This is a genomic window from Apibacter sp. wkB309 (assembly GCF_002964915.1).
In the GTDB taxonomy this organism is placed as follows: domain Bacteria; phylum Bacteroidota; class Bacteroidia; order Flavobacteriales; family Weeksellaceae; genus Apibacter.
Genome location: NZ_PSZL01000022.1, coordinates 292,064 through 314,338 on the forward strand (window position 1 = coordinate 292,064; position 22,275 = coordinate 314,338).

20 protein-coding genes are annotated in these 22,275 nt (G+C 30.3%); 10 read left to right on the plus strand and 10 right to left on the minus strand.

Annotation, left to right across the window (positions count from 1 at the left end):
• From dapB to C4S75_RS07085, 4 genes are all read left to right on the plus strand, one after another.
• A complete protein-coding gene (gene dapB, locus C4S75_RS07070) occupies window positions 1–702 on the plus strand; it encodes a 4-hydroxy-tetrahydrodipicolinate reductase (protein ID WP_105297600.1) in 702 nt (233 codons plus the stop codon).
• Window positions 703–766: 64 nt separating this feature from the next.
• The gene (gene lepB / locus C4S75_RS07075) at window positions 767–2,377 is read left to right on the plus strand and encodes a signal peptidase I (RefSeq protein ID WP_105297601.1); all 1,611 of its coding nucleotides are present in this window, start codon (window positions 767–769) and stop codon (window positions 2,375–2,377) included.
• Window positions 2,378–2,388: 11 nt separating this feature from the next.
• Entirely contained in the window at window positions 2,389–3,570 is a 1,182-nt protein-coding gene (locus C4S75_RS07080; RefSeq protein WP_105297602.1) for an aminopeptidase C, read from the plus strand.
• A gap of 4 nt (window positions 3,571–3,574) precedes the next feature.
• On the plus strand, window positions 3,575–4,102 hold the full coding sequence (locus C4S75_RS07085) for a GNAT family N-acetyltransferase (protein ID WP_105297603.1): 528 nt from the start codon (window positions 3,575–3,577) through the stop codon (window positions 4,100–4,102).
• Window positions 4,103–4,187: 85 nt separating this feature from the next.
• Here C4S75_RS07085 and C4S75_RS07090 read toward each other — a convergent pair whose 3' ends face one another.
• The 3 genes from C4S75_RS07090 to C4S75_RS07100 form a co-directional block, all read right to left on the minus strand.
• Window positions 4,188–4,736, minus strand: coding sequence for a hypothetical protein (locus C4S75_RS07090; RefSeq protein WP_105297604.1), 549 nt, complete (start codon window positions 4,734–4,736; stop codon window positions 4,188–4,190).
• A gap of 13 nt (window positions 4,737–4,749) precedes the next feature.
• Entirely contained in the window at window positions 4,750–5,931 is a 1,182-nt protein-coding gene (locus tag C4S75_RS07095) for an ImmA/IrrE family metallo-endopeptidase (protein ID WP_105297605.1), read from the minus strand.
• A 287-nt stretch (window positions 5,932–6,218) separates the two neighbouring features.
• Window positions 6,219–6,878 carry a hypothetical protein gene (locus C4S75_RS07100; protein WP_105297606.1) on the minus strand — a complete coding sequence of 220 codons (660 nt, stop codon included), beginning with the start codon at window positions 6,876–6,878 and terminating at the stop codon, window positions 6,219–6,221.
• A 352-nt stretch (window positions 6,879–7,230) separates the two neighbouring features.
• Between C4S75_RS07100 and C4S75_RS07105 the strand changes: the two genes are divergently transcribed.
• The 5 genes from C4S75_RS07105 (at window position 7,231) to C4S75_RS07125 (ending at window position 11,303) form a co-directional block, all read left to right on the plus strand.
• The gene (locus C4S75_RS07105; RefSeq protein ID WP_105297607.1) at window positions 7,231–7,644 is read left to right on the plus strand and encodes a helix-turn-helix transcriptional regulator; all 414 of its coding nucleotides are present in this window, start codon (window positions 7,231–7,233) and stop codon (window positions 7,642–7,644) included.
• A gap of 338 nt (window positions 7,645–7,982) precedes the next feature.
• Complete coding sequence (locus C4S75_RS07110) at window positions 7,983–9,029, plus strand: alpha/beta hydrolase (RefSeq protein WP_105297608.1); 1,047 nt, start codon at window positions 7,983–7,985, stop codon at window positions 9,027–9,029.
• A 144-nt stretch (window positions 9,030–9,173) separates the two neighbouring features.
• Window positions 9,174–9,773 (plus strand): nitroreductase family protein, encoded by a 600-nt coding sequence (locus tag C4S75_RS07115; protein WP_105297609.1) that lies wholly within the window; start codon window positions 9,174–9,176, stop codon window positions 9,771–9,773.
• A 263-nt stretch (window positions 9,774–10,036) separates the two neighbouring features.
• Window positions 10,037–10,375, plus strand: a complete 339-nt coding sequence (locus C4S75_RS07120) for a translation initiation factor (protein WP_105297610.1) — start codon at window positions 10,037–10,039, stop codon at window positions 10,373–10,375.
• A 40-nt stretch (window positions 10,376–10,415) separates the two neighbouring features.
• Window positions 10,416–11,303 carry a nucleoside phosphorylase gene (locus tag C4S75_RS07125; RefSeq protein ID WP_105297611.1) on the plus strand — a complete coding sequence of 296 codons (888 nt, stop codon included), beginning with the start codon at window positions 10,416–10,418 and terminating at the stop codon, window positions 11,301–11,303.
• A 70-nt stretch (window positions 11,304–11,373) separates the two neighbouring features.
• Here C4S75_RS07125 and C4S75_RS07130 read toward each other — a convergent pair whose 3' ends face one another.
• Window positions 11,374–12,855 carry an amino acid permease gene (locus C4S75_RS07130; protein WP_105297612.1) on the minus strand — a complete coding sequence of 494 codons (1,482 nt, stop codon included), beginning with the start codon at window positions 12,853–12,855 and terminating at the stop codon, window positions 11,374–11,376.
• Between the two features lie 334 nt (window positions 12,856–13,189).
• The gene (locus tag C4S75_RS07135) at window positions 13,190–13,636 is read right to left on the minus strand and encodes a GNAT family N-acetyltransferase (RefSeq protein ID WP_105297613.1); all 447 of its coding nucleotides are present in this window, start codon (window positions 13,634–13,636) and stop codon (window positions 13,190–13,192) included.
• Between the two features lie 281 nt (window positions 13,637–13,917).
• Here C4S75_RS07135 and htpG point away from each other — a divergent pair, with 281 nt between their 5' ends.
• A complete protein-coding gene (gene htpG / locus C4S75_RS07140; RefSeq protein ID WP_105297614.1) occupies window positions 13,918–15,801 on the plus strand; it encodes a molecular chaperone HtpG in 1,884 nt (627 codons plus the stop codon).
• Window positions 15,802–15,980: 179 nt separating this feature from the next.
• Here the strand turns inward: htpG and C4S75_RS07145 are convergent, their stop codons facing one another.
• The 5 genes from C4S75_RS07145 to C4S75_RS07165 form a co-directional block, all read right to left on the minus strand.
• Entirely contained in the window at window positions 15,981–16,685 is a 705-nt protein-coding gene (locus C4S75_RS07145) for a DUF4197 family protein (protein WP_105297615.1), read from the minus strand.
• Window positions 16,686–16,791: 106 nt separating this feature from the next.
• Window positions 16,792–18,579 (minus strand): excinuclease ABC subunit UvrC, encoded by a 1,788-nt coding sequence (gene uvrC, locus C4S75_RS07150; protein WP_105297616.1) that lies wholly within the window; start codon window positions 18,577–18,579, stop codon window positions 16,792–16,794.
• Window positions 18,580–18,783: 204 nt separating this feature from the next.
• Entirely contained in the window at window positions 18,784–20,061 is a 1,278-nt protein-coding gene (locus C4S75_RS07155; protein WP_185116746.1) for a replication-associated recombination protein A, read from the minus strand.
• Between the two features lie 227 nt (window positions 20,062–20,288).
• Entirely contained in the window at window positions 20,289–20,681 is a 393-nt protein-coding gene (locus C4S75_RS07160; protein ID WP_105297618.1) for a hypothetical protein, read from the minus strand.
• 16 nt (window positions 20,682–20,697) lie between these two features.
• Window positions 20,698–22,212, minus strand: coding sequence for a GH3 auxin-responsive promoter family protein (locus tag C4S75_RS07165; RefSeq protein ID WP_105297619.1), 1,515 nt, complete (start codon window positions 22,210–22,212; stop codon window positions 20,698–20,700).
• Between the last annotated feature and the right edge of the window lie 63 nt (window positions 22,213–22,275).

Here is a 22,275-nt window from a genome sequence, read left to right on the forward strand (position 1 = left end):
ATGAAAATAGCTTTAGTAGGTTATGGTAAAATGGGTAAAGCCATTGAAGAAATAGCTAAAAATCATAATCACGAAATTGTAGCCCGATTAGAAGAAAAACCAACTCAAAAAAATTTAAATGGTGCGGATGTAGCTATTGAATTTTCAACTCCTTCTACTGCTTATGAAAATGTAATTGCTTGTTTAGAATTGGGAATACCTGTTGTTTGTGGAACAACTGCCTGGTTAGATAAGCTTCCTCAAGTAAAAGAATATTGCGCAAAGCATAACGGGGGATTTATATATTCTTCCAATTACAGTTTAGGCGTTAATTTATTTTTCGAAATAAATAAAAGAGCAGCTGAAATAATGCAGAAGTACCAAGAATATACGGTTCATATTGAAGAAATTCACCATACAGAAAAAAAAGATGCACCCAGTGGTACTGCCATAACGCTTGCCGATGAAATCATACCAATTTATGGTTTTGACGGATGGAATTTATCCTATAAAACCAATAATAATTTATTGGGAATTGAAGCTAAGAGAGTTCATGATGTTCCCGGAACACATACTGTGATTTATAATTCGCCTATAGATGATATAGAACTGAAACATGTAGCCCATTCCAGAAAAGGATTTGCTATGGGAGCATTAATTGCTGCCCAATGGCTTATCGGAAAAAAAGGGGTATTCACCATGAAAGATGTATTAGGCTTTTAGATAAAAACTATTTTATTTTAGGCTACTAAATAACTAAATATTAAAAAGATTTAAAGATTATCTCATGCATTATTTAACTTATTATTTACTATTCGCTTTACTTTCAAATATATTTTATTTCCTGACTGCTTGGAAATTATTTCAAAAAGCAGGTAGAAAAGCATGGGAATCCTTAGTTCCTTTTTATAATATTTTAGTTACTCTAAAAATTATTCATCGACCTTGGTGGTGGTTTATAATAGTATTTATCCCGATTGTCGGTCCAATTATGGGAGCTATTATACTAGTAGATTTTATAAGACATTACAATCGTCGTTCGTATTTAGATGCCGTTTTAGTTTTATTCTTCTCATTTATTTTTTTAGCATATATAAACTATTCACCTGAAACACAATACAGTGGTAAACAAGAACGAAAAGAAACATTTATATCTGCCGTATTGTTTGCCGTTATATTTGCCACAGTCATCCATGCATTTGTCATTCAACCGTTTACCATTCCTACAGCTTCTATGGAAAGAACCTTGCTGGTAGGAGATTTCCTTTTTGTCAGTAAGTTGAATTATGGAATAAGAATTCCGATGACTCCTGTAGCGTTGCCTTTTTTACAAAATAAAATTCCGTTGGGAAACAATCAACAACCTCAAAATCAAATAAATTCTTATGTTGATAAAATTCGTTTGCCATATATGAGACTTCCCGGTTGGACTAAGGTTAACAGATATGATATTGTTGTTTTTAATTATCCTACAGATTCTTTGCATACTGCCATCGATAGGAAAGATCCTTATGTTAAGCGCTGCGTGGGTTTACCTGGAGATAAAATTCAATTGATTGATGGAAATTTATTGATCAATGGAAAACCTGAAGAAATTAAAAAAGATGAAGAACAACAAAGAGATTATTTAGTATATACAACCCAAGCCGGAATCAGTCAAAGAAAAATTGAAGATCTATTGGGATATGCCACGTATCAAGAAGGAATGAACGAACAGGGTAATACTATTTATTATTTCAAAGGGCTTACCCAAGAAAATGCAAACAAAATAAAAAATTTTGATACAGTAGATTCTATTCAGATTTTATATGCAAACAAAGGAGAGGAGGGCATCCATTATAGAGATATAGCTAAAACGAAAATTGATACAACTAATTCTATTTTTCCCCTTCATAGTGGTTGGAACGGCTCTCAATATGGACCTATCATGATACCTAAAAAAGGGGATGTTATTACGTTGACCCGTCAAAATATAGATCAATATAGAAGAATCATTAAAAATTATGAATATAATGATTTGAAGGAAAAGGAGGGCAAATTTTACATTAATGGTAAGGAAACCAATACTTACACCATACAACAAAATTATTATTGGATGATGGGGGACAACCGAGATAATTCTTTGGATAGCCGTTATTTCGGATACGTACCGGAAGATCACATTATAGGTACTCCTATTTTTACCTGGTTAAGCATTCAAGGTTTATTTGAAAACGATCCTTTCGGGCATCCTGCCAAATTTAAAATAAGATGGGATAGAATGTTTCGTACCGTAAACACTAATGTTCCGCTTAAAGATAAAACTAATTATTTACCTGTATTTATCTTATTGTTAGGAGGATATTTTGCATACGATTACTTTAACAAAAAGAAAAAGAAAGCAAACGATAAAAAATAATTCATCAAATTATGAAGAAAACCATCTTTTTAGTAATAGCATTATGGATCTTACCTTCAATAAGTTATGCTCAAGATGATTTAATCAATAAAATTAAAGATAATAAGTCAACCCATACCGATTTTCAGTTTACCATCATAAAACAACTGGATAATACTTCCGTAAAAAATCAAGGATCTTCAGGGACTTGCTGGAGTTATGCAGGAAATTCTTTTTTAGAATCTGAAATATATAAAAAACATCATCGAGTATTAGATATAGCAGAAATATACACTGCCAGAAAAACCTATGAGGATAAAGCCAAAAATTATATTTTAATGGACGGTTATGTTAATTATGGTGATGGCGGTTCTTTACACGATGTTATTAATATGTACAAAAAATATGGAATGGTTCCTCAGGAAGCGTATACCGGACTAATTAATGGTGCTATAAAGAATAATTTCAGTAAAATGCAGCAAGAACTTAAAGAGTATTTAGATACGGTAAAATCTCAAAAAGCACCTATTAATACCCAATGGACACAAAATTTTTCATCTATTTTAGATAAATACATTGGAAAAGTTCCTGAAACATTTATTTATAAGGGAAAAGAATATACACCTAAAGCATTTGCAGAGGAAATCGTTGATTTAAATCCAAATGATTATATAGAAATTTCTTCTTTTAAAGATTACGAATATTATACACCATTTTATCCGCCATTACCTGATAATTGGAGTGGAGACAAGATGTACAATGTTCCCATGAAGGAATTGACTGAAATTATTGATCATGCTTTATCAACAGGGTATACGATTGGATGGGCCAGCGATGTTAGCGAACCGTATTTCAGTTGGAAAAATGGTATTGCTTATGTTCCCGATACGAATATTTATTCCATTTCTTCCGAAGAAAAAGCTAATTTATTCAGTTATCCCAAACCGGAAAAGGTTATAACTGAAGAATTGCGTCAGGAAGCCTTTAATAATAAAACTACAACAGATGATCATGCCATGCATATAGTGGGCTTGGCAAAAGACCAAAACGGAAAGGAATATTATTTAGTTAAAAACTCTTGGGGAATAAGCAATGATTATCAAGGATATTTATACGTCACAAAAAATTACGTACAATTTAAAACCACCGCAATTTTAGTAAACAAAAAAGCCATTCCTAAAAAAATTTATAAAAAACTTAATCTTAACAATTAATACAATGAATTTTTCAATTCAACCCAGTTTAGAAAATGATTTTGTACAAGTATTACCCTTAGAAATCAGCGATTTTGAGAGTTTATATCAGGTAGCAAAAGATAAAAAAATCTGGGAACAACATCCGTGTCATAATCGTTGGAAAGAAGACGTATTCAAAGTATTTTTTAAAGAAGCAGTTGAAAGTAAAGGAGCTTTTAAAATTATTGATAAAGCAACCGGAGAATTAATCGGAAGTACTCGGTTTTATGATTATTCGGAAAATGACAAAAGCATCGTAATCGGATATACTTTTATAGCAGTGAACTATTGGGGAACAGGTATAAATTCTTCAATCAAAAAATTGATGATTGATTATATTTTCCAATATGTTGACAAAATTTATTTTCATATTGGTTCTACTAACTTTAGATCTCAAAAAGCCATAGCTAAAATAAATGCAATCAAAACATCTAAAGATATCATAGTTAAAGATGGAAACAGTTCCTATATTAATTATGTGTATGAACTTAAAAAAGAAAATTGGAGATAGAATCGATGAACTTAAATAGCAGCATTAAATATTCTATTTAACATAATATAAATTATAGGAAAATTAAGCATAATAAATCAATCTACTAGAAGATTGATTTATTACTCAATGATAACATAGCTTTCGCAACACTTTTAGTACTATTATCATATTGTTCATGTCCATATTCATGTTTCTCATTTAATTCATAAAATAAACAATATAAGTCAAAAGGATTTCGAGAGTTTTCTACCCATTTTAAAATAATTTCTTGAATTTCATTCATAACAGGTTGATAAGTCATTCTTCCATCTGATTTTCTTATTCCGTTATTATCAGATTTTTTCTTTCCTAAATTTAGAAAAACATTTAGTTCATCATAAATGATATCACGTAATTGTTTATTGTCATCACCTTTAGGTAGAAATTTCTTTAATAAGCTTCTGGTTCCATAATATGAATTATATTTTTGTTCAGGATTTTCATATTCTTCACCTAAAAGATGTTTTAATTCATCAAACACTTCAAGATTACCTGTTTCATAATTAATTGTTAGTTGTTGTCCCTTTCTTACATTGGCTTTTTGAAGCAAATCTAATCTTTCTAAATCAGATTTAGAAAGCTCTTCTTGTTTATCAATAGTTTTTTTAATCATAATATCTTTTATTTTAATTTAACTCTAAAACTGATTTTATTTTTTCACTAGCATCTCTAATACTTATTTCATTCCAAGTTATTGGATTTAATTTTGTTATCGCATCATTGTAATCGGGAAAGAATTTTTTAAAAGCACCATAGTAATTTTTCCCATATAATTCTTTTTGATACCATATAAAAAATGAATAAACAATGGATTGATGTACTTCTATTTCATTAGCAAATTTTATTACTAAATAAGGATTATTGATATATTTTTTAATATAATGAAATTTTTCTTCTGACATGAAAAAATCCCTCGCAAAATTATTAGCTTGTTCTTCTATTAAATATAAATCATTGTCATCTGACAGGTGATAATTATACCTCTCAATAGTTTCAAAATCAAATAATACATGATGTAATTCATGTAATAAGGTAAACCATAATGTCGGGTAATTTTTATTAAAATCAGTTATAACAATACAAGGTTTACCATTAATTATAAAAGTTGCTCCTCTAACTTGTGTTGTTGCCAAATAATTTTGAAAAATTACTGAAACTCCAATATTGTATAATGCTTTACATACAGTCAATAATCCATTAATTACATCTTGACTGTACGGCTTTATTTTTATAATTATGTCTTTTAATCTTTCTCTATTGTATCTATTGGGGTTATTTATTATTTTAAAAGTTTGGAAAGCAGATTTAATCCAAAAATCCTTCATCTTATCTGAATGATTTTTCTTAACTCTACTATATAAAGGATCGTCTAATTGTTTTTCAAATTCATTTATTGTAGTATAACCAAAATAATCTAAAACCTTTTTTACTAGATCTTCAGTTGAATAATTAGAATCAAAAAAACCTAACTTTGTAAGTGCTTTAACATCAAAGTTTTTAACAATAAAAGTTGCCTTTCTTGCATTATCAATAGCAAAAATATTTTCAGAACATTGATTTTTGAGTAAAACATTTATGAATTTACTAACTTCAAATCCTAAGAATTCTGCTATTTTAATAATTTGAATTAGATTTGGCTGCTTTGCTGTACCATTAAGAATTTCATCAAATACATCCTTATCAATATTCAGAAGCTTCAAAGCCTTTGTTTTACTTAGATTATATTCAATTAATTTTTTTTCAATAATATCCTTAATGTCATAATTAGTATCTGAAAATATGGAATTTAATAAATTTTCAATTTTCATTTTTTAAAATTAAAGGGAAATTACCCTTGCAAAAATACTAATTTTATTAAGTATATTCAAATAAAAAGGGAATTTACCCTTATTTTTTTCATAATATCTATTCACTTGCATTTGTTATCAATTTTAAAATTTACTTTGCAGCAATAAAGATAATCTTTTTGTAAACAATTATTGCGTCAAATAAAACAAATTTCTCCCCTTCCCCTCATTAAAAGAACATTATAGAATACAAAATTAAAAGCCCGATAGCATTAACTATCAGGCTTTTAACATTAGGTAATATAAGTTTAATTTTCTAATTGAGTACCATCGGCAAAAACAATTTTTTCTATAGTAATTTTAAATTTTAAATTTCGAAAATTGGACTCATTAATATCTTTTTCTTTTTCACTTCGTCCTTTAGCAATCTCAGTTTCAGCTTGGATAGATTCTTTGGGAGGTATTCTTTTATCGGTCAAACTAACCGTATTAGATAAACCAATCATTTCACCTAAAGTATTATAGATTGTGTAAGTAAATTTAACTCCAACAATTTCTTTATCTGTTTTATTTTGAACAGCATATTTAAAAACATGATAAGAGGTAAATAAATGATCAACATCCGTAGGTTTAAAATAATAATCATAAAACGAAATAGTTATAGCATTATTAATCTTTTCTTCCTTTTCTGCTTTTTCTCTTGCAGATTTTTCTGCTAATTCTTTTCTTTCTTTTTCTTTTTCTTTAGCTTCCTTTAAAATTTGCTTATATGTTTTGCCTATTGAAGATCGATTTCCAAAAAATGCCATTGCTGCAAGTAATTCTTCATCTTCTTTATCTAGTTTTTTACTTTTTAAAATAGCTTCATAATCTGTATCAAATGTTTTGGGATCAAATTTTTTATTTAAAGGATTTGAACACGATACCAGAAAAATTGATACCAGGCAAGCAATAATGATCTTTTTCATGATTAAATATTTTTATTTACAAATGTAATAAAAATTTTATATTTTATCCAATATAAGCATAATTTATACAGTGAGATATTATATGAATTTCATTATTATCAAGCTTTTGTTTCTTTATTTTACAAACTTTCTTTTTAGTTTAAAATATTTTTAAATATGAGTATATTGATGTTGTGAAAAAAATTTTATTAGCTTTTTTAAGTAAATAATTTTTTAGATATTATACCTTTCGCTTTGAATATCTAAAATATTGATTTGTGTCAATCTGTGTTCTACTATTTAATTTTAAAATTTATCTCTTATTTTAAATTTTTTGTAAATTAGCTCAAAGATAAATTAGTACATTTGCTTTATGACAATAGATAATACTACCCCTAGAAAAATACACCAGGGAAGAAATATAAAACGTTTTCGTGAAATATTGGGAATTAAACAAGAAACGTTGGCTATAGAATTGGATGTTACTCAAGCTTACATATCTAAATTAGAAGCAAAAGAAGATATTGAAGAAGAAATACTTCAAAAAATTGCTAAAATTTTAAATGTTCCCTCAGATGCTATAAAAAATTTTGATGAAGATCAAGCGGTAAGTATTTTTTCAAACACTGTAAACAATAATGATAATGCCTCAGGAAATTCTTTATATAATTTTTGCCCAACTTTTAATCCTGTAGACAAAATTATGGAACTTTTTGAACGATTATTAGAAAGTGAAAAAGAGAAAACCCAATTAATGAAAGATATTTTAGATAGGTTAAAACAATGATTCTATACTAAAAATCTCTTTTTTGAGCTCTTAATTTCTCTCCTTCCATAAAAACTATGGTTCATTAATACATATGGAGAAATTTTTTTAGAATGCTTTTAATTAAAAATAAAAATTAAAGCAATCCCATTATTATTTTTCTCTAACTCTCTCTTTTAGTTCAAGGCAAATAAAAAGAATTGAGCCTTACAGAATACTAAAATGATCCGTACAACAAAATAAAAAAAGAAATCCCATTATATTTTTACTTGAAAAAAATAAATATCATTCTAACCATACACTTATATCATTAATAGGTTTGAAATAATGATTTTATTAATACCATTAATCCTCAACGAATGAAAAAAATAATCCTGTTACTGACTATGAACCTAGTTATTTGGGCAGCCGGTCAACAAAATAAACATCAAGTAGAAATGAATCAGACGAAACAAACCGAACATTACACATTTACGTTAAGCGATAAGGTAACAAGACAGAAAGTTACATTTAAAAATCGCTACGGAATTACTCTTACCGGAGATTTATATATCCCTAAAAAACACACTAATACCCCCCTACCCGCCCTTGCTGTATGTGGACCTTTTGGAGCAGTTAAAGAACAAGCTTCGGGATTGTATGCCAATCAAATGGCAGAAAGAGGTTTTATTGCATTGGCTTTTGATCCTTCTTATACAGGAGAAAGCGGCGGTGAACCTCGTAATGTAGCATCTCCCGATATTAATACTGAAGATTTTAGTGCAGCCGTTGATTTTCTGGGAATTCAAAAAAATGTAGATAAAAATAAAATTGGAATTATTGGTATTTGCGGATGGGCAGGATTTGCCCTAAACGCTGTGGCAGTAGACAAAAGAGTAAAAGCTGTTGCCACAACAAGTATGTATGATATGTCCCGGGTGATGTCTAAAGGATATTTTGATAAAATGACTTTAGAAGAACGAACCAACATTTTAAAGCAATTGAGTGAGCAACGATGGAAAGATGCAGAAAATGGCATTTTTCATGCAGGCCCCTTATTAAATCCTGTGAAATTGAATGGCGATGAACCGCAATTTGTAAAAGATTATTACGATTACTACCGAACACCCAGAGGATTTCATGAACGTTCTTTGAATTCAACGGGAGCTTGGAATGCTACCAATCCCCTCTCCTTTATGAATATGCCTATCTTAACCTATATTAAAGAAATATCTCCCCGACCAATATTATTAATTGCCGGAGAAAATGCACATTCACGATATTTCAGTGAAGATGCCTATCAATCGGCTTCAGAACCTAAAGAATTACTACTAATTCCAAATGCTGTTCATGTAGATTTATATGATAAAATAAAAATCATTCCTTTTGATACATTGGAACGATTTTTTAAAGAGCATTTAAAATAATGCTGATTAAATTTTTGTTATTGTAAGATTTTAAACAAATAGTAAAAAATATCTCTGTATTAGCTCTATAATTTTATTAATTCGTCATATCTTCATAACTTAGTAACAGAATAAATAATTATTTAAATTTTAAAATTAGAAAATATGGATTTTTTGGAATTAGCAAAAACCAGGTATACTACTAAATTATACGATCCCACTAAAAAAGTTTCTGAAGAAAATATTCAAAAATTAAAAGAAATCTTGAGGCTTAGTCCCTCTTCCATCGACAGCCAACCTTGGAAATTCTTTTTTATATCAGATCCGTCACTAAAAGACGAATTAGCGGGAGCTTCTGAATTTAATTCACAAAAAATAAAAGATTGCAGCCATATCATAGTGTTTACTGCTCTGGATAATGTCAAAAAATTTGAAGAGGAAATGCCTAATTATTTGCCTGAAGGCAGCATGGCTTATTATAATCAAGTACTGAAACCGCAATCAGAATTTGAAATAAAATCTTGGTTTCAAAAACAAGTATATCTATCCTTAGGATTCTTTTTAAGTGCCTGTGCCGCCTTAGGTATTGACAGTACTCCCATGGAAGGCATTGAGCCTAAAAAATATAATGAAATATTGAAACTCAACGATTATACTACCCTTTTTGCTGTAGCCATTGGATATAGAAATCCGGATGATAATAATCAACCTTCTAAAACTCCAAAATCCAGATTGGAAATGGACAAGATCATAAAATCAATGTAATAGAATAAAAAAGTTTAAAAAAATACTATTTAATGTTTAAATAGTATTTTTTTTGCTTGTAAGCTTCAACGTATTTAATTCAAGATATTTTTAAATAAATAATAATTAATCAAATACATATAATAAGTTTTTTATTTCTTCATAAGTAAATTTTTTATCGATTGAAACAATTCCTTACAATAATTTCAAACTATAGGTAAGTAAAATCAATTCTTAACAATAAAAAATTACTAATTTCGTAATTGTATATATAAAGCAACACCATGGATTTGCAAGATCAGCTTAAGAAATTATTTCCGAATCATCAGTTTGAAGAACCTGAAGAATCATCTTCCACCCCTGAAAAAGAATTATTTATGCAGGAGGACCCTATTATTTGTAAATATGAAAAAAAAGGAAGAAATGGTAAGCCCGTTACTATCTTGGAAAATTATAACGGAGCAGATGAAGATTTAAAACAACTTGCCAAAGAACTAAAATCCCAATTAGGTGTGGGTGGATCTGCCAAAGACGGAATTATTGTTATTCAGGGAAATTATCGAGATAAAATAATGAATATTTTAAAAGAAAAAGGATTTTCCGTAAAACGAGTGGGCGGATAAAATATAGATATTAAATTTAAAAAAATTAGCTTTACAAACTATGGCTTCTAAATTATCAAATTCAGAATTAGTATTAAATCCCGACGGGAGTATTTATCATTGCAATATCAAACCCGAAGAGCTGGCAGATACCATTATACTGGTTGGAGATCCGGGACGCGTACCTAAAGTGTCACAATATTTCGATTCCGTTGAAGTTACGTCTCAAAAACGAGAAATAGTTACTCACACGGGAACACTTAACGGAAAAAGGCTTACTGTAATATCCACAGGTATGGGTACCGATAATATTGATATCGTTTTGAATGAGTTGGATGCCCTTGCCAATATAGACTTAGTTAATAAGAAAATTAAATCTACCCCTACCCGACTTACTTTTGTTCGATTAGGAACTTCAGGTTCTTTACAGTCCGATATTCCGGTAGATACTATGGTTGCCTCAACTAAAGGATTAGGATTTGACGGTTTAATGAGCTTTTATGCAGGTACTGAAAATTTTTACACTAATGAAATTGCAAAAGCTTTTATATCTCAAACCAACTGGAATAATAAAAGAGCAGTTCCTTATGTAGTAGACGGCTCTCAGGAATTACTGGACCTTATGTGTGAAAATTCAGCCGTCAGAGCCGGTATCACTGCAACCGCTATTGGTTTTTACGGTCCACAGGGAAGAATTTTACGTTTGGACTTAGATGATGAAAAGATGAACGAAAAACTTAATCGTTTCGAATATAATAATCACAGAATTACCAATTTTGAAATGGAAACTTCAGCCATTTACGGTTTATCTCAATTGATGGGTCATCGTGCTTTATCATTAAACACTATTGTAGCCAACCGTTATGCAGGTACTTTTAGTAAAGATCCTTATTCCTCTGTAGATAAAATGATACAATATGCTTTAGAAAAGCTTACTAGTTCTAATTAATTTTTTTACATTAATTAGAACCCAAATCTGTTTTCTTAATCATTGGTATGGTTGAAAATATAATAACCCACTAAATTATGCTGTAAATTCTCCAGAGAAAATAAGCTAAAAATACAATTATTAAGATCCATTTATATTTAGGAAATCTATAACAGAAATACAGAACAAACAACCATACAGGAATAAGCTCAATAGATAATTCCATACCGGTAAACCACATAATGGGTAAAATTCCAACTAAGAATATCAAACAAATAATATTTCCCAGCGGAAACCATAAAGAAGGAAATTTAGTTTTAAACACTCCTTCTTTATTTTTACTTCTTTTAAAATAAAAATGGGTTAAACTGATGATTATCCAATTGATGATTAGAGAAGAAACTACTAACGACATTAAATAATTAAGAGCTTCTTTCGGCATAACTTTGTTTACAATAACACAAACAGCAGCAAATAAGGCGGAAACCAATATGGCCATTACCGGTACATGATTGGCATTCAGTTTCGATAAAAATTTAGGAGCATTTCCTTGTACGGACAAACCGTATAACATTCTACTGTTACTGTACACGCTGCTATTATAAACAGATAGGGCTGCAGTTAAAACCACCACATTCAGAACATTTGCAATGATGCTTGTAAAATAGAAAGTATGACCTAATAATGTAAAACTAAAACCGTTAAGGGTATCAAAAACAGTTACAAACGGACTGCTTCCTGTTGTTATTTCTCTCCACGGAGAAAGTGAAAATAAGATCAGTAAAGCTCCGGTATAAAAAATAAGGATTCTGTATATTACCTGATTCGTTGCTTTAGGGATAGTTACTTCAGGATTTTCTGCTTCCGAAGCAGTGATCCCGATCAGCTCCAACCCTCCGAAAGAAAACATAATGAAAGCCATTGCGGCAAGTAACCCTTGATAACCTCCTGCTCCATCTGAATTAAATAAGCCCTTAGGAAAAAATCCACCGTCGTTCCATAAATTAGTTATGGATGCTTTAGGGCCTCCCGAACCGCTTATCAAAAGATAGCTTCCAAAAACAATCATAGCAATGATTGCAATAACTTTTATGATTGAAAACCAAAATTCTGCTTCTCCGTAAATCTTTACATTAGCCAGGTTAATTAAATTAATAACCACAAAAAAGAATAAACTCGATACCCATAATGGAATTTCCGGCCACCAAAAATGTACATACGTTCCTATGGCGGTTAATTCCGTCATGCTTACTAACGTGTATAACAACCAATAGTTCCAACCGGAAGCAAAACCTGCAAAAGGTCCCCAGTATTTGTTGGCAAAATGACTAAAACTTCCCGATACCGGTTCTTCAACCACCATTTCACCCAGTTGCCTCATAATCATAAATGCTATAAATCCGGCAATGGTATAACCTAAAATAACAGATGGTCCTGCCATAACAGCAGCCGGTCCGATTCCTAAAAATAAACCGGTACCTATGGAGCCGCCTAAAGCGATAAGTTGTATATGTCGATTAGATAATCCTCTTTTTAATTCTTTCTTTGTTCTATCAGACTTTAAATTCTTCAAAATTAATTCTTTACAGTTAGTAATTTAGTATTAGTATAAAAAATTGTAATTATTTTTGCTCTATTTTCAAATAATACATAATTTCAGATAAAATTTATCTTATTTTATACGGAATTTAAGAAATTTTACAAATATAATGAAATTCGAAAAATAACTGTTTTTTTAATGATATATATCTGTTAAAATCTTACATTTTCGATAAATCTATTCCTAAATTAACAATGATTTTTTACCAAATCACAACTAAAACTAAAGATTCAACACAAAAAAATGTAAATTAACTACTTTGTTCTATAAAATAAACCATTTGATATATTTTTTTAAATGCTTGAGACTATAAATCGATACTGCAATTGATCCATTCTGCATCAAATTTTGCATTATACTTTTTATAGAATTCTATCGCCGTTTCGTTCCATTCCAATACCTGCCATACCATCCCGTTTAATTGTTTATCTTTAGTTTCCTTGATTACAGACTCAAAAAGTTGACTTCCTATTCCCTTTCCTCTCCAATCGGGGCATACATAAAGATCTTCAAGATACAGGCGTTGTCCCTTCCATGTCGAATATCGCACATAGTATAAAGCAAAACCTATAATGGTTTTAGATTTCTCATCTTCAGCTACCAACGCCCACCAAACAGGATGATTTCCAAATCCGCTTTCTTCAAAATGGGATAGATTTACGGTAACTTCACCCGGTGCTTTTTCAAAATCGGCTAATTCTTGTATTAATTCCATTAATCTTTTACAATCTCCTTTAACTGCTTTTCTTATCATTTTATTTATATTTAAAATTAAGTTTATAAAAATTTTAATTTAAACTATTAAAGATAAAAAATTAAAATAAATTTATCTTATTTTAGAAAATAAAAAATTGGATAGTATACAGTAAATTCATTTGTGAATACATTTTTAAATAATGGAAATAAAATTTATCTAATGCTAATCCGCCTTTTACCTTTGTTTTCCGTCATTTTGTCATAAGATTTTCATTGGTACTTTTTTTGACTTTTGAAAAATAATTTTCATTAATAAATCGAAAAAAAATAAAAAAATATATGGCAAAAGGAAATATTAATGTATCGGTTGAAAATATTTTTCCACTGATTAAAAAGTTTTTATATAACGATCACGAAATATTTTTACGTGAGCTGGTATCTAATGCTACCGATGCTACTTTAAAACTTAAACATTTATCGAATATTGGAGAAGCTAACGTTGAATACGGCAGTCCAATTATTGAAATTAAAATAAACAAAGAAGATAAAACTCTTCATATTATCGATCAAGGGATCGGTATGACAGAAGAAGAAGTACAGAAATATATTAATGAAGTAGCGTTTTCAGGAGCTGAAGACTTTATTTCTAAACACAAAGATGCTGAAAAAGAAGGCATTATAGGTCATTTCGGTTTAGGCTTCTATTCTGCTTTTATGGTTGCCGATAAAGTTGAAATCATAACTAAATCTTATACAGATGCTCCGGCCGTGCAATGGGTTTGCGACGGAAGTCCTCAATTCGATTTAGGTCCTGCAGATAAAAAAGATCGCGGTACTGAAATTATTTTACACATTGCCGAAGATTCTTCTGAATTTTTAGAAGAATACAAAATTCGCGAGCTGCTGTTAAAATACAATCGATTCATGCCTATTCCGATTAAATTCGGAACTAAGGAAGAAATGTTACCGCTACCTGAGGGTGCTGATAAAGATGCCAAACCTGAAAAGGTTATCGTTGATGATATCATCAATAATCCTAATCCGGCATGGACAAAATCTCCTTCTGAATTGAAAGATGAGGATTATAAAGCATTTTACCATGAGCTGTATCCAATGCAATTTGATGAACCTTTATTTTACATTCATTTGAATGTAGACTATCCGTTTCATTTAACCGGAATTTTATTCTTTCCAAAATTAGCCAATAACCTGAATTTAGATAAAGACAAAATCCAATTATATCAAAATCAAGTTTTTGTTACCGATGAGGTTAAAGGCATTGTTCCCGATTTCTTAATGTTATTGAGAGGGGTTATTGATTCTCCCGATATTCCGTTAAACGTTTCACGTTCTTATTTACAAGCTGACGGCGCTGTTAAGAAAATTTCTTCTTACATCACTAAAAAAGTGGCTGATAAGATGGTTTCTTTAATTAATGAAAACCGCGAGGATTTTGAAAAGAAATGGAATGATATTAAAATTGTAATAGAATACGGAATGATTTCCGAAGAAAAATTCTATGAAAAATCAGATAAATTCGCGCTTTATCCTACGATAGATCATGTATATTATACGTTTGACGAGTTAAAAGATAAGATTAAAGATCACCAAACCGACAAAGATGGAAAATTAGTGATCTTATATGCTTCCAATTTAGATGAGCAAGATCAATACATTCAAACGGCTAAACAAAAAGGCTATGAAGTTTTATTATTGGATTCTCCGATAGTTCCTCATTTAATTCAAAAATTGGAAACTTCTAAAGAAAATATTTCTTTTGTTCGAGTAGATGCAGATCATATTAATAATCTTATCAAGAAAGACGAAAACACCGTATCTGTTTTAACCGATGAAGAAAAAGAATCTCTTAAAAAAGAAATTGAGGAAAATGTAGATTCTAAAACGTATACTATTTCTTTAGAAAATTTAAGTAAGGATGACGCTCCTTTTATTTTGACTCAGCCGGAATTTATGAGAAGAATGAAAGATATGCAACAAGTGGGCGGTGGAATGTACGGCATGATGGGTAATTTCCCTGAATCTTATAATCTTGTCGTAAATACCAATAATCCTATTGCTTCCGAGATATTAAAGAAGGAAAACAAAGATGAAAAAGCTTCCATTATTAAACAAGCTTTAGATTTAGCTAAACTTTCTCAAAATATATTAAAAGGTAAAGATCTTACTGATTTTATTAAGAGAAGTTACGAAATGATAAAGTAAAAAATAATCTTTGATATATTAAAAGCCATTCTAATCAGAATGGCTTTTTTTAATTTTATTTTAATAAAACTTGAATCAGTTATCTAATCCTGTATTTTAACCGTTTCTTTACTTTTTTTCCGAATGCCTAAAATTAAGTGATAGATACTGTTTAATTCAAAAATAACTTTCTTTTTAGCTTATTTAACTAACGATTTAATAAGATCTGTAGAAAGATTGGAATTTTTTACTTCATATTCTTCTGCTACTTGAAAAAATCCATTAACAATTTGACTAGTTGCGTACTTAGCAATCGAATTAGCTCCGTTTTCAGTTGTTGAAGCAGGGTTTCCCGTAATCATGGCTAAGGCATTTTGAATTGTTTTGTTGTTTAATGCAGAATTAACCAATGTGGTTACTCCACTGCTGTTTAATTCATTTTCAACCTCGGGTTGTATTGCTTCAAAAAGTTTCGCTTCCGTTTTCTTTTTTAAAAATTGAGTAGCTGCTCCCTTTCCACCTGCTATAATTTTAGCAGCCTCTATAGGCGTGATGTCTTTAATTGCAGAATTAATGATAGGCTTAAATAAATTAACCGAAGATTGAGCTGCTTTACCGATGTTTTGCTTTTCACTTTCAACGATACTGGATAAGCCTAAGGTTTCGAGTTTCGTATTAATATCCTTAAGTTCATCAGGTAAGGCTTCTTCCATTTTCGTATTGATTAGAAATGATCCTGTATCTTTTAGTACGGAAAAACTTTGATTGGTACTGGCAGTTAGAATTTTTTTTACGGCATGTAAGGCGGCTAAATGATTGGTTGATCTTTTTTGGCAGCTACATAATTGAAAACTCAATATAAAAATAAAAAGCAATCCAACTTTAGAATAAAATGTATAATTCATAATTTTTATAATTAAAAATAACAAGTAAAAATACTATTATCTTTTAATTATACTAACGATTTTATCCAATTAACTTTTTTATCGAGTTTAAGAGGTTTAATAAATCTTATTTATCCGTTTTAAAATAGTTTACAATTATTGAAGTTCTTTTATCACCAATAAGCTTTTGAATTTCATCTTCGTTAGCCTGTCTTATGGCTGATACGGATTTAAAATGATTTAAGAGTATTTCAATGGTTTTTTTTCCAATTCCGGGTATTGTTTCCAGTTCAGTCGTGAATGTTTTTTTACTTCTTTTATTTCTGTGTCTGGTTATTCCATACCTATGCGCCTCATCCCGAACTTTTTGCAGCACTTTTAGAGTTTCTGAAGTTTTATCTAAATACAAGGGGATGGAATCATGGGGAAAATAGAGTTCTTCCAACCTTTTGGCAATCCCGATAATAGGTATTTTTCCCGCCAATCCCAGTAATTCCAATGATTTATAGGCAGAACTTAACTGACCTTTTCCTCCGTCGATTAATATAAGTTGAGGTAATTCGTTATTTTCTTCTAATTGCCTTTTATATCTACGGTATATTACCTCCTCCATAGTTGCAAAGTCATTGGGTCCTTCTACTGTTTTAACATTAAAAATACGATACTCTTTTTTACTCGGTCTGCCATTGCGGAAGACAACACAGGCAGAAACCGGATTTGTTCCTTGTATATTGGAATTATCAAAACCTTCAATTAATCGTGGTTCTTCCGGTAAATGTAAAAGCGTTTTCATTTCAGCCATAATTCGTTTAGAATGTCGTTCGGGATCTACAATTTTAACCTGTTTTAGCATTTCTAACCTATACTCTTTGGCATTTCTTTCAGATAAATCTAAAATTTTCTTTTTATCCCCTATTTTAGGAATATATAATTTTACATCCGGTATTTTTAAATCTACAGGAAAAGGAATATAAATGATTCTAGATACTGAATTGAATTTTTCTCGTATTTCAATTATACTTTTTTGTAGTATTTCTTCATCGGTTTCATCCAACTGTTTTTTTATTTCAGTTGTATAAGATTGAATGATTCTACCTTTTACAATTTTAAAATAATTAACATAAGCAGCCGATTCATCGGAAGTAATACCGAATACATCCACATTGGATATAGTGGGTGAAATAACAGTTGATTTCGCTTGATATTTTTCTAAAATATCTAGTTTTTCTTTTATTTGCTGTGCTTTTTCGTATTCCATTTTATCAGAATACTGCATCATTTTTTTTCGTAAGGATGCTAAGGGTTCAGATATATTACCTTTGATAATATCCCGTATTTCTTTGATATTTTCTAAATAATCTTCAAGCGTTTGATATTCCTCACAGGGACCTAAACAATTATGGATATGATATTCCAGACAAACGGAAAATTTATGTGATTCAATTTTTTCTTGAGTTAAATCTAAATTACAACTTCGTAAGGGATAGATACTTTTTATTAACTCTAACAGTGCTTTGGCAACTACTACGGAACTATAGGGTCCATAGTATTCGGAACCGTCTTTTATTAATTTTCTGGTTAAAAAAACTCTTGGAAAGGGTTCATTTTTAATGCATATGCAAGGATAGGTTTTATCATCTTTTAAACGAATATTATATCGCGGCTGAAATTCTTTAATCAGATTATTTTCCAACAATAAGGCATCGTATTCAGTATCAACAATCGTAATCTTTAAATTTTTAATTTTTGAAACTAAAACTTTAGTTTTACCTACATGTTCTTTGTTGAAATAGGATGAAACCCTTTTTTTTAAGTTTTTAGCTTTTCCAACATATAAAATTTTCTGGTTTTCATCAAAAAACTGATAAATTCCCGGTTTGTTAGGTAATGTTTTTAACTGAAGTTCTAATGACATATCTGTTACTGAAATTTCCTATACAAAAATACGTATAACTAAATTAATTAAAGATTCAAAAATAGAGACGAACTAAGATTCTTATCTTAGTTGCAGCCATTGAAAGGCAATGTAGAAAGAATTGAAATAGGACTATAAAGAAGATTTATTCTATTTTTACTACATCTTTTATATCACTGAACTTTAGTCAATTCTGTGATCATATTAAAAATCATATTTATCCATCCACAAATTTTTAAGATAATCTCTTAGTTTGTTTTCTCTCGGATTATTACCGGGTTGATAAAAACTTTGATGAGAAGCTTGATCGGGTAAAAATTCCTGATATACAAAATTTCCCGGATAGTCATGGGCATATTTATATCCTGAACCATAATTCAGCTCTTTCATTAATTGAGTGGGTGCATTTCTTATTGGGAGAGGAACGGGCAAATTTCCTGTTTCTTTAACATATGCTAAGGCTGAATTTATTGCTAAATAAGAAGCATTTGATTTAGGAGAGGTTGCTAAATAAATGGCACACTGACTTAATAAAATTCTTGCTTCGGGATTTCCAATGACATTTACCGCTTGAAAGGTATTATTCGCTAATATTAAAGCTGTAGGATTGGCCATACCTATATCTTCTGAAGCGGAAATAACCATTCTTCGGGCTATAAATTTAATGTCTTCTCCCCCATCCAGCATTCGGGCTAACCAATATACGGCTGCATTGGGATCTGAACCACGGATAGACTTTATAAAAGCGGAAATGATATCGTAATGTTGTTCTCCTCCTTTATCATACAACGCCATATTTTGTTGAATGACTTTTTTTATTTCTTCATTATTGATATGGATTTCCTCCTGATCACTGAATTGTTGTACTACTAAATCCAAGCTGTTTAACAGTTTTCTGGCATCGCCTCCTGAATATTGCAATAAGGCCTCCTCTTCATCTATGATTATTTTCTTTTGAGACAAAATTTCATCTTCTGTTATAGCTCTGTGCAATAAATTAGACAATGCTTTTTTATCTAAGTGATAAAGGGTATATACCTGACACCTGGATAATAGTGCTGATACAACTTCAAAACTGGGATTTTCCGTGGTTGCTCCGATTAATACGACCCATCCTTTCTCAACGGCTTGTAATAAACTGTCTTGCTGCGACTTGTTGAATCGGTGGATTTCATCAATAAACAAAATAGGACTTTTTCCGGTAAATAAATTTTGATTTTTAGCCTTTTCTATTACTTCTCTTACTTCTTTAACTCCTGAACTTACCGCACTAAGTGTATAATAGTCTCTTTGAGATTCATGGGCTATTATTTCTGCAAGGGTTGTTTTCCCTGTTCCCGGAGGACCCCAAAAAATCATGGAAGCCAGATTTCCACTTTCCACCATTCGTTTAATGGGACCGTCTTTTCCAATTAAATGATTTTGATATTGATAGTCCTCAAGGGTTTTCGGACGCATTCTTTCTGCTAAAGGTGACTGGATCATCCTCTTATTTATTAATACTGTTTCTAAATGTAATTATTTATTTTCAAATTTTATGGATCAAAGGCAATAAATTTTTACATTTTCTAGTATATATATGTTTTATAGATTTGAACTTAAAACTTATAGAAATATCCAACTTTATAAAAATAGAGATGCCCTAAAGTTTCTGTAGTTTTACCATATAATTTTTAGTAAACCAGAATTATATTGAATAGATATCCTTATTAGTTATTTTTGTAAAGCGTTTTACCGTCTTTTTCTAATTCATAGGTATCATTAATTTTTTTTACTACCCAATTTCCATTTTTCCATTCAGTGTCATTTATCTTTTGTGCAATCACTGAACCGGGTATCTCTGATGAAAATATTTCTATACGATCTTTATCTACAAGTATATAAGCTGCTTGAGTAGAGGTTGTGGAAACAGGTTTTAATTTAATTCCTACACTAAACGGTTGAACACAATCTCTTTTAATTTGCGACCATTGAGAACCGGTAGATCTTTTACACCCGTGTTCGTCTGCATCGTTTCCTACAATGACTGAATGGGTATTATTTTTAGAAGAACAGGCAAGTAAGCTTAGAGTAGTTCCTAAAATTAAAAAAAATTGTTTCATTATTAAAGTTTTTAGATTATTTATGGTCTAAGTTCAGCAATGAATCCAAATATTCCCTGTCATTAGCTAAACGGGGTATTTTATTTTGCCCTCCCAATTTACCTCTTTGCTTCATCCAGTCATAGAAAAGATGAGGTCTTGCTGAATGTACTTTGGGCATCGTTAATGTCATATTATTATATCTTTTGGCTTCGTAATCAGAATTTAATTTCTGCAATTCATTATCTAAAATTTCCGTAAATTTTTCCAGAGAATTCGGTTGTCGCGCAAATTCTATAATCCACTCATGCGAACCTTTTTCTTTTCCTTTCATAAAAATAGGTCCGGCCGTATATTCGGATATTATTGCTTGGGTTTCTTTTTCCGCCACTTTTAATGCTTTTTCAGCATTTTCAACCATCAATTCTTCTCCAAATGCATTAATATAAAATTTTGTTCTTCCTGTAACTCTTATTCGATACGGATTTTTAGAAACAAACTTTACCGTATCTCCTATAATATATCTCCACAATCCGCCATTAGTTGTTATAACCAATGCATAATTAGTGTTTAATTTTACATCTTCAATGGATATAACTGTCGGATTATCCGAATAAAATTCATCCATAGGTATAAACTCATAAAATATACCATAATCGAGCATCAAGAGCATATCTTTACTTTCATTGGTATCTTGCATGGCAAAATATCCTTCTGAAGCATTATAAATTTCATAATAATTAATCGGTTTGGAAAATATGGATGCATATTGCTCAACATAAGGAGTGAAACTTATTCCTCCATGAAAGAAACATTCAACATTCGGCCATACTTCATCAATATATTTTTTATCAGTCGCATCCAATACTTTTCTTAATAGTACCATCATCCAGGAGGGAACTCCGGTAAAACTTCCTACATCTTGCATAATGACTTGTTCAACAATTGCAGGTAATTTGACTTCCCAATCTTTTAAAAGAGAAACTTCTTTATTTGGAGTGCTTTTCCACTCTGCCCAAAAGGGTAGATTATCTATTAAAACGGCAGATAAATCTCCATATTTCGAATCAAAACCGGCGTAATTTTCTCTGGTTCCTCCCAATCTTAAATTTTTACATTGAAAAATTTTTGTATTTGGATTATGGTATGCGTACATTGAAAATAAATCTTTTCCGGCTTTATAATGACATTCTTGTAAGCTATCTTCGGTAATTGGAATAAATTTACTTTTTGCATTGGTTGTACCGGATGATTTAGCAAACCATTGAATTATTCCGGGCCATATAACATTTTTTTCGCCTTTTCTTGCTCTCGTTATATAAGGTTCGAAATCTTCATAATGTACTAATGGTACTTGATTTTTGAAATTCTTATACGAAGTTATTTGATTAAACTTATATTTTTTCCCGTATTCGGTATCTTTTGCCTTATATAAAAGAGCAGTTAATACGGCATTTTGGGTATCTTCAGGATTATTGATGAACACTTCCATTTGCTTAACCCTTTTCTTTACATACCACTGGATAAAGGTATTTACAATTCCTGATACCATTTCTTTACTAATTTTAGGATATAAAAGTACATATATTACTAAATCTAGCCAAAAATTAACTAA

Bases quoted from the DNA above. Each gene is read 5' to 3' on its own strand.
- dapB (WP_105297600.1), top strand. From the start codon at position 1: ATGAAAATAGCTTTAGTAGGTTATGGTAAAATGGGTAAAGCCATTGAA.
- lepB (WP_105297601.1), top strand. From the start codon at position 767: ATGCATTATTTAACTTATTATTTACTATTCGCTTTACTTTCAAATATA.
- C4S75_RS07080 (WP_105297602.1), top strand. From the start codon at position 2,389: ATGAAGAAAACCATCTTTTTAGTAATAGCATTATGGATCTTACCTTCA.
- C4S75_RS07085 (WP_105297603.1), top strand. From the start codon at position 3,575: ATGAATTTTTCAATTCAACCCAGTTTAGAAAATGATTTTGTACAAGTA.
- C4S75_RS07090 (WP_105297604.1), bottom strand. From the start codon at position 4,736: ATGATTAAAAAAACTATTGATAAACAAGAAGAGCTTTCTAAATCTGAT.
- C4S75_RS07095 (WP_105297605.1), bottom strand. From the start codon at position 5,931: ATGAAAATTGAAAATTTATTAAATTCCATATTTTCAGATACTAATTAT.
- C4S75_RS07100 (WP_105297606.1), bottom strand. From the start codon at position 6,878: ATGAAAAAGATCATTATTGCTTGCCTGGTATCAATTTTTCTGGTATCG.
- C4S75_RS07105 (WP_105297607.1), top strand. From the start codon at position 7,231: ATGACAATAGATAATACTACCCCTAGAAAAATACACCAGGGAAGAAAT.
- C4S75_RS07110 (WP_105297608.1), top strand. From the start codon at position 7,983: ATGAAAAAAATAATCCTGTTACTGACTATGAACCTAGTTATTTGGGCA.
- C4S75_RS07115 (WP_105297609.1), top strand. From the start codon at position 9,174: ATGGATTTTTTGGAATTAGCAAAAACCAGGTATACTACTAAATTATAC.
- C4S75_RS07120 (WP_105297610.1), top strand. From the start codon at position 10,037: ATGGATTTGCAAGATCAGCTTAAGAAATTATTTCCGAATCATCAGTTT.
- C4S75_RS07125 (WP_105297611.1), top strand. From the start codon at position 10,416: ATGGCTTCTAAATTATCAAATTCAGAATTAGTATTAAATCCCGACGGG.
- C4S75_RS07135 (WP_105297613.1), bottom strand. From the start codon at position 13,636: ATGATAAGAAAAGCAGTTAAAGGAGATTGTAAAAGATTAATGGAATTA.
- htpG (WP_105297614.1), top strand. From the start codon at position 13,918: ATGGCAAAAGGAAATATTAATGTATCGGTTGAAAATATTTTTCCACTG.
- C4S75_RS07145 (WP_105297615.1), bottom strand. From the start codon at position 16,685: ATGAATTATACATTTTATTCTAAAGTTGGATTGCTTTTTATTTTTATA.
- uvrC (WP_105297616.1), bottom strand. From the start codon at position 18,579: ATGTCATTAGAACTTCAGTTAAAAACATTACCTAACAAACCGGGAATT.
- C4S75_RS07160 (WP_105297618.1), bottom strand. From the start codon at position 20,681: ATGAAACAATTTTTTTTAATTTTAGGAACTACTCTAAGCTTACTTGCC.
- C4S75_RS07165 (WP_105297619.1), bottom strand. From the start codon at position 22,212: ATGGTATCAGGAATTGTAAATACCTTTATCCAGTGGTATGTAAAGAAA.